At 71.3% G+C, this 13,274-nt stretch carries 9 protein-coding genes; 7 read left to right on the top strand and 2 right to left on the bottom strand.

The genetic code is table 11. From position 1 onward, the window contains the following. Positions 1-293 precede the first annotated feature (293 nt). On the top strand, positions 294-1,160 hold the full coding sequence (locus tag ACZ6ZT_RS14710) for an HAD family hydrolase (RefSeq protein ID WP_469719502.1): 867 nt from the start codon (positions 294-296) through the stop codon (positions 1,158-1,160). Between the two features lie 446 nt (positions 1,161-1,606). On the opposite strand, the gene ACZ6ZT_RS14705 is transcribed toward ACZ6ZT_RS14710, so the two are convergent. Beyond that, positions 1,607-2,452, bottom strand: coding sequence for a Fic family protein (locus tag ACZ6ZT_RS14705; protein WP_469719498.1), 846 nt, complete (start codon positions 2,450-2,452; stop codon positions 1,607-1,609). A gap of 109 nt (positions 2,453-2,561) precedes the next feature. On the opposite strand from ACZ6ZT_RS14705, the gene ACZ6ZT_RS14700 reads away from it, so the two are divergent. Next, a complete protein-coding gene (locus tag ACZ6ZT_RS14700) occupies positions 2,562-3,560 on the top strand; it encodes an ATP-binding protein (RefSeq protein WP_469719496.1) in 999 nt (332 codons plus the stop codon). On the opposite strand, the gene ACZ6ZT_RS14695 is transcribed toward ACZ6ZT_RS14700, so the two are convergent. Continuing rightward, positions 3,529-4,824: a polysaccharide deacetylase family protein gene (locus ACZ6ZT_RS14695; RefSeq protein WP_469719494.1), complete on the bottom strand. Its 1,296-nt coding sequence runs from the start codon at positions 4,822-4,824 to the stop codon at positions 3,529-3,531. The two genes, ACZ6ZT_RS14700 and ACZ6ZT_RS14695, sit on opposite strands and share 32 nt — an antisense overlap. Before the next feature lie 234 nt (positions 4,825-5,058). Between ACZ6ZT_RS14695 and ACZ6ZT_RS14690 the strand changes: the two genes are divergently transcribed. From ACZ6ZT_RS14690 to ACZ6ZT_RS14670, 5 genes are all read left to right on the top strand, one after another. Further along, positions 5,059-7,653, top strand: coding sequence for a SulP family inorganic anion transporter (locus ACZ6ZT_RS14690; protein ID WP_469719491.1), 2,595 nt, complete (start codon positions 5,059-5,061; stop codon positions 7,651-7,653). 202 nt (positions 7,654-7,855) lie between these two features. Continuing rightward, on the top strand, positions 7,856-9,853 hold the full coding sequence (gene acs, locus ACZ6ZT_RS14685) for an acetate--CoA ligase (RefSeq protein WP_469719489.1): 1,998 nt from the start codon (positions 7,856-7,858) through the stop codon (positions 9,851-9,853). 181 nt (positions 9,854-10,034) lie between these two features. Continuing rightward, positions 10,035-11,552 (top strand): Na+/H+ antiporter NhaA, encoded by a 1,518-nt coding sequence (gene nhaA / locus ACZ6ZT_RS14680; protein ID WP_469719486.1) that lies wholly within the window; start codon positions 10,035-10,037, stop codon positions 11,550-11,552. Between the two features lie 55 nt (positions 11,553-11,607). Then, positions 11,608-12,066: a phage holin family protein gene (locus ACZ6ZT_RS14675; protein ID WP_469719483.1), complete on the top strand. Its 459-nt coding sequence runs from the start codon at positions 11,608-11,610 to the stop codon at positions 12,064-12,066. After that, on the top strand, positions 12,063-13,043 hold the full coding sequence (locus ACZ6ZT_RS14670; RefSeq protein ID WP_469719481.1) for an alpha/beta fold hydrolase: 981 nt from the start codon (positions 12,063-12,065) through the stop codon (positions 13,041-13,043). Before ACZ6ZT_RS14675 ends, ACZ6ZT_RS14670 begins: the two co-directional genes overlap by 4 nt. Positions 13,044-13,274: the final 231 nt, after the last annotated feature.

Raw genomic sequence — 13,274 nt, 5'->3', positions numbered from 1 at the left:
CGCCGGAACCACTACGCAGCGTGACGAGTTCAAGGAGTGCGGGCCCGCGATCGGCTGGCTCACCGAACAGGGAGGGGCCGGGAGGATGACCACTGAAGGCCGGAGGCATGGGACGCGAACCGCGTCCGGACATGCGACGACCCCCGCCGGGGGGGAGAGCGGGGGTCGTCCCCACGGTCCGACTCGGGGGGGGAGGAGCCAGACCGGGTTAGCACGGTCGCGAACGATCCGTGACTTCCATGGTGTACCCGAGAGCCTTCTCAGGCAAACCCACGCGCCACACCTTACGCCGAATGGTGGGCGCATATGCTCGGTGCGTGGAAAATCAGCCCTTGCCGCACTCCTCGCCCCGGACCGCAGCCTTCTTCGACCTGGACAAGACGGTCATTGCGAAGTCCAGCGCACTGACGTTCAGCAAGTCCTTCTACCAGGGCGGCCTGATCAACCGGCGGGCCGTGCTGCGCACCGCGTACACGCAGTTCATCTTCCTGGCCGGCGGCGCCGACCACGACCAGATGGAGCGGATGCGCGAGTACCTGTCCGCCCTCTGCAAGGGGTGGAACGTGCGGCAGGTCCGGGAGATCGTCGCCGAGGCGCTCCACGAGCTGATCGACCCGATCATCTACGACGAGGCCGCGTCCCTCATCGAGGCCCACCACACCGCGGGCCGTGACGTGGTGGTCGTGTCGTCCTCCGGCGCCGAAGTCGTCGAGCCGATCGGCGAGATGCTCGGCGCGGACCGGGTCGTGGCCACCCGCATGGTGGTCGGCGAGGACGGCTGCTTCACCGGGGAGATCGAGTACTACGCCTACGGGCCCACGAAGGCGGAAGCCGTGCGGGAGCTCGCGGAGTCCGAGGGGTACGACCTCGCCCGCTGCTACGCGTACAGCGACTCGATCACCGACGTGCCGATGCTCGAAGCCGTGGGGCACCCGCACGCGGTCAATCCGGACCGGGCACTGCGCAAGGAGGCCGTGGCGCGGGAGTGGCCGGTCCTGATGTTCAGCAAGCCGGTGCGGCTGAAGCAGCGGCTGCCCGGACTGTCGATGCCCGCGCGTCCGGCCCTCGTCGCCGCGGCCGCGGTCGGCGCGGCCGCGGCCACCGCCGGTCTCGTCTGGTACGCCAGCCGCCGCCGGGCCGCTGCCGCCACCTCGGCCTGACCCGCCGGTTTCGTCCGTATCCGCCGAAGCCGAGCCGGGACATACGCCACACCCGAATCGGGGCGATTTCCGGTGTCCATATCGCCCCGATTCATCCATAAAAGTAAAGAACCCCGGCCAGGGGTTTCGCTCTGCTCGCAAGCGGAGTACAAAGGAGTCAACGGCCCGCGAGACCAAAGAACATCCGAGAGGATCATCTTTACAACGCAGCAAGGCCCACGGACCGAAGCATGAACGCCGAGCACCCACGCGACGTCGACCCGTCGATTACGGGCCAGCCGCACCAGGTAACCGGGCAAAGTTCCCGACCTGATGGGCACACTTCGAGGACGCTTGGTAACTGGGCGTGAATGCCAGCGGCGACACCAGAGCAGTACGGTGTCGCCGCAACCCATGTCGGGCGCAGGCGCGAGACACGCGCCCGAGCCGCAGGAGTCGCAGGACCCCTACGCCGCGCCGCGCTGGAGCGCTTCGCAGACCGCCGTCGACTCGCGCACCCCGAGTTCGACCGCCCGCCCGCAGTGCGCGATCCAGGCCGCCATTCCCTCCGGAGTCCCGGACACGTAGCCCTCGAAGGCCTCCAGGTAGGCCTTCGGCCCCTGCTCGGCGTGGCCGACCTCCGCCGGGCAGATCGCCTTCGGGTCGAGACCGCTGTTGATCAGCACGATCCGTTCGGCGGCGCGCGCGACCAGGCCGTTGTACGTACCGAAGGGCCGCAGGGCCAGCAGTTCGCCGTGCACCACGGCGCCGGTGATCAGGGCCGGGGCCGAGCCGCCGGCGATGATCAGCCGGGACAGGCCGTCCAGCCGGGCCGCCACCTCGTCGGCGCCGGGCAGCGGCAGGTCCACCAGGGGTTCGTCCACCGGCTCACCGGCCAGCCGCGGCCGGCCCACCGCGTCCCCGGGCCCGGCCGAGCCGGACGCCACGAGGTGCAGCCGCGCGAGGACCCGTAGCGGCGACTGGCGCCAGATGCTCAGCAGCTGACCCGCCTCGGCGGTCAGGCGCAGCGCGGCGCCCACCGTCAGCGCCTGCCGCTCCGCACCGAAGTCGCTCCGGCGGCGCACCTCCTCCAGCGCCCAGTCGGCCCCGGACAGCGCCGCGCTCGCCCGGGCGCCGCGCAGCGCGGCCTCCGAGGTGATCTCCGCACCGCGCCGGCGCATGACGCGGTGCCCGTAGACCCGGTCGACGGCCTTGCGTACGGAATCCACGGACTCCGCGACGCCCGGAAGGGATCCCAGGGCGGCCAGCGGGTCGGAAGCCGGGCCGGGAGCCGGGGCAGAAGCGCTACTCATAAGTAGGGAGCCTACGCACTGCGCGGCCTTAGCACCGACCCCTCCTTGGAGTGGTCTTCTTCACTCACACCGACCACTCGCAGCGAACGGTCCACTACGCTTGGTGAACATGAAGATCGCTTTCGTGGGAAAGGGCGGCAGCGGGAAGACGACGCTGTCCTCCCTCTTCATCCGCCACCTCGCAGCCAATGAAGCCCCCGTCGTCGCGGTGGACGCCGACATCAACCAGCACCTCGCGGCGGCCCTCGGTCTCGACGAGGAGGAGGCGGCCGCGCTGCCCGCCCTGGGCGCGCACCTCCCCCTCATCAAGGAGTACCTGCGCGGGTCCAACCCGCGCATCGCGTCCGCCGAGACGATGATCAAGACCACGCCGCCCGGCGCCGGTTCGCGTCTGCTGCGCGTCACCGAGGACAACCCGGTGTACGAGGCCTGCGCGCGGACGCTGCTGCTCGACGGCGATCCCGTACGGCTGATGGCGACGGGACCGTTCACCGAGGCGGACCTCGGGGTGGCCTGCTACCACTCGAAGGTCGGCGCGGTCGAACTCTGCCTCAACCACCTGGTCGACGGCCCGGACGAGTACGTCGTCGTCGACATGACGGCCGGCTCGGACTCCTTCGCCTCGGGCCTGTTCACCCGCTTCGACGTGACCTTCCTCGTCGCCGAGCCGACCCGCAAGGGCGTCTCCGTCTACCGTCAGTACAAGGACTACGCGCGGGACTTCGGGGTCGCGCTCAAGGTGGTCGGCAACAAGGTGCAGGGGCCGGAGGACATCGAGTTCCTCCAGGACGAGGTGGGTGAGGACCTGCTGGTCACCTTCGGGCACTCCGACTGGGTGCGGGCGATGGAGAAGGGCCGCCCGGCGCCGTTCGAGCTGCTGGAGGCGGCCAACCGGTTCGCGCTACAGGCCCTCCAGGACGCGGCCGAGGACAGCTACGCCGACCGCGACTGGGGCCGGTACACCGAGCAGATGGTGCACTTCCACCTCCGCAACGCGGAGAGCTGGGGCAACGCCAAGACCGGGGCCGATCTGGCGGACCAGATCGACCCCGGCTTCGTCCTGGGCGAGGCCCTGATCAGCCCTCGTCCGACTCCCCAGCCGGCTTGACCGCGGCCGGGGCCGCCGGCGTGGCGGGCGGCCCCGCGGTGAGGAACTTCGTCCACCCCTCCTTCGGGGTCTGGCCGACGTCGAGGCGGCGCATCCACTCCAGGGTCTTCGGGTCCTGCGCGTCCAGCCAGTCGACCAGCTCGCGGAAGGGCACGCAGCGGACCTCCGGCTTGGTGCACATGGTCTTGATGGACTCCTCGACGGCACGCATGTAGGTGCCGCCGTTCCACGACTCGAAGTGGTTGCCGATGATCAGCGGCGCCCGGTTGCCCTGGTAGACGCGGTCGAAGGCCTGGCGCAGGCCGTCGCGCATCTGGTCGCCCCAGTACTCGTGCTGCGCGGGGTCGCCCTGGGTGGTCGTCCCGGACTGGTTGACCATGTAGTTGTAATCCATGCTCAGGGTGTCGAAGGCGCGGCCCGGCATGGGGACCAGCTGGAGCGGGATGTCCCAGAGGCCGTCCGTCTTCTTCGGCCAGATCTGCTTGCTGATGCCGCTGGAGTCGTAGCGGAAGCCCAGGTCCTTCGCCGCCCGCATGAAGTTCTTCTGGCCTTCGAGGCAGGGGGTGCGGGCGCCGATGAGCTCCTTGTCGTAGTCGAAGGGCAGCGGCGCCATGTCCTTGAGGGCCGGGGTGTTCGTCTTCCAGTTCTTGACGAACGACCTGGCCTGGCTGATCTCGCTCTTCCACTCGTCCACGGACCAGGTGCCGACGCCCCCGTCGGGACCGCAGAAGTGGCCGTTGAAGTGGGTGCCGATCTCGTTGCCCTCCAGCCAGGCCTCGCGGACCTGGGTGGCGGTGTCCTTGATGCCCTGCACGTCGCCGAAGCCGATGTCGGACAGACCCGGGCCGTGCTGCGGCGCGGTGTAGAGGGAACGCTTCTCCTCCGGCAGCATGTACAGGCCGCTGAGGAAGTACGTCATCCGGGCGTTGTACTGCTTGCCGACCTCCCGGAAGTGCGAGAAGAGCTTCTGGCTGTCCTCGCCGGCCCCGTCCCACGAGAACACCACGAACTGCGGGGGCTTCTCACCGGGCGCCAGCTTCTGCGGCTTGCGTACGTTCGGCTGCGCGCCGGTGTAGGCGGTCGAGCCGTCACCGATGGGACGGTTGACGCTGCCGGGGGCGGCCTCCGGGGCGGGGCCCTTCCGGGCGTTCTGCCCGCCGGGGGCGCCGGGCTTCGCGGGCTCGGAGGTGCCGCACCCGGCGACGCCCAGCACCAGGGCCGTGGCGACCAGGCCGCCGGCGATCTTCTTCGTGGCGGCGATCATCCGCACACCTCTCCCTCGCAGTTCCATGGCGGGACTTCCGCGACGCAACGTCCCATGCGGTCCGCTTAAAGGAAGGTGTGACAAGCCAGACAAAATGCCTAATCACTCTTGCGTGTTAATTCCTAGACCATTTGCTCGCATTTCCCACCAGCGCTCTTTACTCTCCATTACCCTCCATTTACCGAGTGTTGAGACTCCCGCCGCTTCATCCCTCCCCCGAGGAGACGGGAACCCATGACGACAGCCACTTCCCCCGCCCCGACCACAGGCCCCGACGGAGCCGGATCGCGCTTCAAGGGGCTCTCCGCGGATCTGTCCGCGTCCGTCGCCGTCTTCCTGATCGCGCTACCCCTCTCGCTGGGCATCGCCCTGGCCACCGGAGCCCCCTTGCAGGCGGGGCTGGTGGCCGCCGCGGTGGGCGGGATCGTGGCCGGACGGCTCGGCGGCGCCCCGCTCCAGGTGAGCGGGCCGACCGCCGGACTCACCGTGGTGACCGCCGGGTTGATCCAGCACTACGGCTGGCGCACCACCTGCGCCATCACGGTCCTGGCGGGCTGCTGCCAGCTCGGGCTGGCCTTCCTGCGCACCGCGCGCTCGGCCCTGATGGTGAGCCCGGCGATCATGCACGGAATGCTGGCCGGCATCGGCGTGACCATCGCGCTGGCCCAGCTGCACATCGTGCTCGGCGGCGCCCCGCAGAGTTCGGCCGTCGCCAACGTATTGGGTCTTCCCGCCCAGTTGGCCGATCCGCATCCGGCCGCGCTCGGGGTGAGCGTGCTGACGCTGGGCGTCCTGCTGGGCTGGTCCCGGATCCCCGGGCGGACCGGCCGGGCCCTGCGCAAGGTGCCCGCCGCCCTGGCGGCCGTCGCCGCGGCCACCGCCTTCGCGGCCCTGGCCGGGCTCGACCTGCCCCGGGTGGACCTGCCGTCCTGGAGCAGCCACGCACTGCCGGAGCTGCCGCAAGGACCGGTGCTCGCGATCATCGCCGCCGTGCTGACCATCACCCTGGTCGGCAGCGTCGAGTCCCTCATGTCCTGCGTCGCCACCGACAAGCTGATCACCTCCGCGCGCGCCACGGCCGACCGGCCGCCCCGCGCCGACCTCGACCGTGAGCTGCGCGGGCAGGGCGCCGCCAACATCGTCTCCGGAATGCTCGGCGGGCTGCCCGTCGCGGCGGTGGCCGTCCGCAGCGCGGCGAACGTCAAGTCCGGTGCCGTCAGCCGAAGATCGGCCATGCTGCACGGCTTGTGGGTGGTGCTCGCGGCCGGACTGCTCGTCCCGGTGCTCGACCTGATCCCGCTCGCGGCGCTGGCGGCGCTGGTGCTGGCCGTCGGCATCCAAGTGGTCAGCATCACGCATCTGAGGACGGTCACCCGGTACCGGGAGGCCCTGGTCTACGCGGCCACCATCGTAGCCGTGGTGCTGGGCGGGGTGCTGGAGGGCGTCGCCGTCGGCATCGCGGTGGCCGTGGCCCTGGCCATGCACCGGCTGGCGCGTACGAGGATCACCGTGGAGGAGGCGGACGGCGGCCACCGGGTGCGGGCGCGCGGGCAGTTGACCTTCCTCGCCGTGCCGCGCCTGAGCCGGGTGCTGAACTCGGTTCCCCACGGGGGCCATGTCGTCGTCGAGTTGGACGGCTCGTTCATCGACCACGCGGCGTACGAGATCCTCCAGGACTGGCAGGACTCCCACCGCGCGCACGGGGGGTCCACGGAGCTCACCGGCCGGGCCGGAGCCGCCATCTCCCGCGGCGGTGTCCCCGTGTGGCCCGCCGGTACGACGCCCACGACCGCAGCCGGCGGTACCGGGCCCTGCGAGGACGGCACCCCCGCCGGCTCCGGACGGCAACAGACCGGCCCGGGCACGACGGCCGGCGGAGCCACCGCGCTCGGCGGAGCCACCGCGCTCGGCGGAGCCACCGCGCTCAGCGGGGCCACCGCGCTCAGCGGGGCCGGCGGCCACCGGGCCGAGGGGCGGGCGGCGCACCACTGCTGCCGCCCCTGGACTCCCTGGCAGAACCACTGCGACCACCGTGCCGCGCACGCCCCGCACGCCGCCCACCCGGAGGCCCCCGGGCCCGTCCCGGCGGGCGAGGCGGCCGGGGCGATCCCCAGCGCCGCCGAGCCCCGGGACCCCGCGGCGGCCGCGCCCCGGCGCCGCGGCGCGGGGCAACTCGCCAGCGGCATCAGCGCCTTCCAGCGGGACACCGCCCCGCACGTCCGCGACGAGCTGGCCCGGCTGGCCCGGGAGGGGCAGCGGCCCTCGCAGCTCTTCCTGACGTGCGCGGACTCCCGCCTGGTGACCAGCATGATCACGGCCAGCGGCCCGGGGGACCTGTTCACCGTCCGCAACGTGGGGAACCTGGTCCCGCTGCCCGGCGCCGAGGCCACCGACGACTCGGTCGCGGCGGCCATCGAGTACGCGGTGGACGTGCTCAAGGTGGACAGCATCACGGTGTGCGGACACTCGGGCTGCGGGGCCATGCAGGCCCTGCTGAACTCCCACCCCGGAGCCCCGATGACCCCGCTGCGCCGCTGGCTGCGGCACGGCCTGCCGAGCCTGGAGCGGATGGCCAGCCGGCACCACCCCTGGGCCCGGATCGCCGGCCGGCTCCCGGCGGACGCCGTGGAGCAGCTGTGCCTGACCAACGTGGTGCAGCAGCTGGAGCACCTGCGGGCCCACGAGTCCGTGGCCCGCCGGCTCGCCGAGGGCACGCTGGAGCTGCACGGGATGTACTTCCACGTGGGCGAGGCGCAGGCATACCTGCTGTCGGAGGGTGAGGACTTCTTCGACTGCCGGGTTTTCGACAGCGTGGGCCAGAACGCCTGACCGACTTCCCGCCCGAACCGATAGCCTCCCCTATCCGTGCAAGCTGTTGGCCCCTTCCCGCACCCTGCAGCGGGGAGGGGCCGCTCTGCGCGGTCCGCCGACGCGGACCGGACGCGCCTGCGGCGGGCGGGCCCAGCCGTGGTATAGGTCTAAACCAATTCCAGGCTACCCCTTGTCACCTGGGCGTCTGACCTGATGAGCTATGCCCGGGGACACAACGGACACCCTGGGAAAGGGAGATGTCGTGAGCAATGACAGCCTGGCCAATCTGCTCAAAGAGGAGCGGCGGTTCGCACCGCCCGCCGATCTGGCCGCCACCGCCAACGTGACCGAGGCGGCGTACGCGCAGGCCGACGCGGACCGGCTGGGCTTCTGGGCCGAGCAGGCCCGGCGGCTGACCTGGGACACGGAGCCGACGCAGACGCTCGACTGGAGCAACCCGCCCTTCGCGAAGTGGTTCGCGGACGGCAAGCTGAACGTGGCGTACAACTGCGTGGACCGGCACGTCGAGGCCGGCAACGGCGACCGCGTGGCCATCCACTTCGAGGGCGAGCCCGGCGACAGCCGCTCGATCACCTACGCCCAGCTCAAGGACGAGGTCGCGCAGGCCGCCAACGCCCTCACCGAGCTCGGTGTCCGGGCGGGCGACCGGGTCGCCGTCTACCTGCCGATGATCCCCGAGGCGGTCGTCGCGATGCTCGCGTGCGCCCGGCTCGGCGCCGCGCACTCGGTGGTCTTCGGCGGCTTCTCCGCCGACGCGGTGGCCTCCCGCATCCAGGACGCCGACGCCAAGCTGGTGATCACCGCCGACGGCGGCTACCGCCGTGGCAAGCCGAGCGCGCTCAAGCCCGCCATCGACGAGGCCGTCGCCAAGTGCCCGCAGGTCGAGCACGTCCTCGTGGTCCGGCGGACCGGCCAGGACACCGCCGTCACCGAGGGCCGCGACGTCTGGTGGCACGACGTGGTCGGCCGCCAGTCCACCGAGCACGTCCCGCAGGCCTTCGACGCCGAGCACCCGCTGTTCATCCTGTACACCTCGGGCACCACGGGGAAGCCGAAGGGCATCCTGCACACCTCGGGCGGCTACCTCACGCAGGCCTCGTACACCCACCACGCCGTCTTCGACCTCAAGCCGGAGAGCGACGTCTACTGGTGCACCGCCGACATCGGCTGGGTGACCGGGCACTCCTACATCGTCTACGGGCCGCTCGCCAACGGCGCCACCCAGGTGATGTACGAGGGCACGCCGGACACCCCGCACCAGGGCCGGTTCTGGGAGGTCGTGCAGAAGTACGGCGTCACCATCCTCTACACCGCGCCGACCGCGATCCGTACGTTCATGAAGTGGGGCGACGACATCCCCGCGAAGTTCGACCTGTCCAGCCTGCGGGTGCTGGGATCGGTCGGCGAGCCGATCAACCCCGAGGCGTGGATCTGGTACCGCAAGCACATCGGCGGCGACCGCTGCCCGATCGTGGACACCTGGTGGCAGACCGAGACCGGCGCCATGATGATCTCCCCGCTGCCGGGCGTCACCCACACCAAGCCCGGCTCGGCGCAGCGCGCGCTGCCCGGCATCGGCGCCACCGTCGTGGACGACGAGGGCCGCGAGGTCCCGGACGGCGGGGGCGGCTACCTGGTCCTCACCGAGCCGTGGCCGTCGATGCTGCGCACCATCTGGGGCGACGACCAGCGGTTCGTCGACACCTACTGGTCGCGCTTCGAGGGCAAGTACTTCGCGGGCGACGGCGCCAAGAAGGACGACGACGGCGACATCTGGCTGCTCGGCCGGGTCGACGACGTGATGCTGGTGTCCGGCCACAACATCTCGACCACGGAGGTGGAGTCGGCGCTCGTCTCCCACCCCGCCGTCGCCGAGGCGGCCGTCGTGGGCGCCAAGGACGAGACCACCGGCCAGGCCATCGTGGCCTTCGTCATCCTGCGCGGCAGCGCCACCGAGACGGACACCCTGGTCGGCGAGCTGCGCGACCACGTCGGCGCCACGCTCGGCCCGATCGCCAAGCCGAAGCGGATCGTCCCGGTGCAGGAGCTGCCGAAGACGCGTTCCGGCAAGATCATGCGGCGCCTGCTGCGTGACGTGGCGGAGGACCGCGCGGTCGGTGACGTCACCACTCTGGCCGACTCCTCGGTGATGGACCTGATCCAGACCAAGCTGCCCAGCGCCTCCAGCGAGGACTGACCGGCAGCGCGGCGGCAGGCGGGCCGCCCGGCCCGGAGGGCGTCCGGCGCACAGCGCGACGGACGTCCTCCCGCCGTTTAAGGTGAAGATCACCCGATACGACCGCGCGGACCCTGTAGGGTAAAGGAAACGTCAAGAACTCAGGGTGCGCCGGGAAGTCTGGTCGGCAACTGCATGTGCCATGCCGTCGACCACCCGGAGGTTCCCCACCGTGGACACGCCCCCGTCCAGCGCCCGCCGCAAGTTCCTCGGCCTGCTCTCCCTGCCCGAGCGCCGCTTCGTCGCGAACGCCCTGCGCACCGAGACCGTGGGCGGCGTCCTGCTGCTGGTGGCCGCCATCGCCGCCCTCATCTGGGCGAACGTTCCCGCGCTGGCCGACAGCTTCGAGAGCGTACGGTCCTTCCACATCGGCCCCGCCGCCCTCGGCCTGGATCTCTCGATCCAGCACTGGGCGGCCGACGGCCTGCTCGCGATCTTCTTCTTCGTCGCCGGGATCGAGCTCAAGCGCGAGCTGGTCGCGGGCGACCTGCGCGACCCCAAGGCGGCCGCCCTCCCCGTCATCGCCGCCCTGTGCGGCATGGCCGTGCCCGCGCTGGTCTACGTACTGGTCAACGTGGGCGGCGGCGGTTCGCTCGGCGGATGGGCGGTTCCGACCGCCACCGACATCGCCTTCGCGCTCGCCGTCCTCGCCGTCATCGGGACCTCGCTGCCCTCCGCGCTGCGCGCCGTCCTGCTGACGCTGGCGGTCGTGGACGACCTCTTCGCCATCCTGATCATCGCGGTCTTCTTCACCAGCGACCTCGACTTCCTGGCGCTCGGCGGGGCCGTCCTGGGGCTGGTCCTCTTCTGGTTCCTGCTGCGCGCCGGCGTCCGGGGCTGGTACGTGTACGTGCCGCTCGCCCTGGTCATCTGGGGCCTGATGTACAACAGCGGCGTCCACTCCACCATCGCCGGCGTGGCGATGGGCCTGATGCTGCGCTGCACCCGACGGGAGGGCGAGGAGCACTCCCCCGGCGAGCACATCGAGCATCTCGTACGGCCCCTCTCGGCCGGGCTGGCCGTGCCGCTCTTCGCCCTCTTCTCGGCCGGTGTCCCGCTCACCGACGAGGCCATCGCGCAGGTCTTCACCCGTCCCGAGACCCTCGGCGTGGTCCTCGGCCTGGTCGTCGGCAAGACGGTCGGCATCTTCGGCGGCACCTGGCTCGCGGCCCGCTTCACCCGGGCCGAACTGAACGAGGACCTCGCCTGGCCCGACGTCCTGGCCGTGGCCTCCCTCGCCGGCATCGGCTTCACCGTGTCCCTGCTGATCGGCGAACTCGCCTTCGCCGACGACCCCGTGCTGACCGACGAGATCAAGGCCGCCGTCCTGTTCGGCTCCCTGACGGCGGCGATCGTGGCGAGCGTGCTGCTCAAGATGCGCGACCGCCGGTACAAGACGCTGACCGACGAGGAGGAGCGCGACGAGGACCTCGACGGGATCCCGGACATCTACGAGCAGGACAACCCGGCGTACCACCTGCGGATGGCGAAGATCTACGAGGACAAGGCCGCCGAACACCGCCGCAGGGCCGGCTCCGCGGCCGTGGCGGCCCGGGGCCCGCTGGACCGGGTGGGGGAAGGATCGATGGACGGATCGGGCGACGGCTCGGGCGACGGACCGGCGGGCGGGTCCAGCGCCGGAGCCGGCCGTCCGGCATGATCTGACTGACGACGGAGGACAGCCGCCGACGGCGGACGACAGAGGGAGATCAGAGATGAGCGCAGTGGACCAAGGGGCTCCGGGAGCCGAGCGCACGCTCGGTCAGCTGGTCGCCTCGGCCACCGCCGAGATGTCGGCCCTGGTGCACGACGAGATCGCCCTCGCCAAGGTCGAGATCAAGCAGGACGTCAAGCGTGCGGGAATCGGCAGCGGGGCCGCGATCGTGGCGGGCGTGCTGCTGCTGTTCTCCCTCCCCGTACTGAGTTTCGCCGCGGCCTACGGCATCCACAATCTCGGCCTCGGTCTCGCCTGGTCCTTCCTCATCGTCGGCGGCGCGTTCTGGCTGCTCGCGGGCCTGATCGGGCTCCTGGCGATGGCGAAGTTCAAGAAGGTCAAGCCGCCGGTGAAGACCATCGACTCCGTCAAGCAGACCGCGGCGGTCATCGGCACCGTCAAGCCGCATCCGCGGCCGGTGAGTGACCAGGCCGTGGGTGTGGCACGCTCGTCCTCATGACAGCCCCCTCGCCGGACTCCAGCCCCGCCCCTACCGCTGCCACGGCGGTACGGATCGACCTCCCCGGCGGGAGAACGGTGACCCACCGGGACGTCGCCGCGAACGGAGCCCGCTTCCACGTCGCGGAGCTCGGCGACGGCCCGCTGGTCCTCCTGCTGCACGGGTTCCCGCAGTTCTGGTGGACCTGGCGGCACCAGCTGACCGCGCTCGCGGACGCCGGGTACCGCGCGGTGGCCATGGACCTGCGCGGGGTGGGCGGCAGCGACCGCACCCCGCGCGGCTACGACCCCGCGAACCTGGCGCTGGACATCACCGGGGTCATCCGGTCCCTCGGCGAGCCGGACGCCGCCCTCGTGGGGCACGACCTGGGCGGATACCTCGCCTGGACGGCGGCGGTGATGCGGCCCAAGCTGGTGCGCCGGCTGGTCGTCTCCTCCATGCCGCATCCGCGCCGCTGGCGTTCGGCGATGCTGGCCGACTTCGGCCAGACCCGGGCCAGTTCCCACATCTGGGGCTTCCAGCGGCCGTTCGTCCCCGAGCGGCAGCTCGTCGCCGACGACGGGGCCCTGGTGGGGGACCTGATCCGGCAGTGGTCCGGACCCCGGCTGCTGGCCGACGGCTCGGAGGGCGCCGACGAGGAGGCCCTCGCCGTGTACCGCAGGGCGATGTGCATCCCCTCGACCGCGCACTGCTCGGTCGAGCCCTACCGCTGGATGATGCGCTCGATGGCCCGGCCGGACGGACTGCAGTTCTACCGGCGGATGAAGCGGCCCGTACGGGTCCCCACGCTCCATCTGCACGGCTCGCTCGACCCGGTGATGCGGACCCGGAGCGCGGCCGGTTCCGGGGTGTACGTCGAAGCCCCGTACCGCTGGCGGCTCTTCGACGGTCTGGGGCACTTCCCGCACGAGGAGGACCCGGCGGCGTTCTCCACCGAGCTGGTGAACTGGCTGAAGGACCCCGAGCCCGACCGCTGACAGGCCGACAGGTCACTCGTACGACTGTCTTACGAGCGTTCAATTGCCCGGCGCATAGGCCAATTGGCCGCCCCGAGGGGGGTTACGGACCTTGGGGCCCGGGCACAGCTCGTTGTATGGGCTGGACGCACGACCACGGTGACACCGCACGAGAACGCCGCACGGCCACAGCGCCGGGCACGCACGACAGGACCGTCCGGGACGGTCATGACGACCCCCGGCTGGGGATCC

Source organism: Streptomyces sp. NPDC102258 (assembly GCF_055584685.1).
The sequence above is the reverse complement of the archived record's forward strand: the minus strand, read 5'-3'. Positions and strand labels throughout refer to the sequence as shown.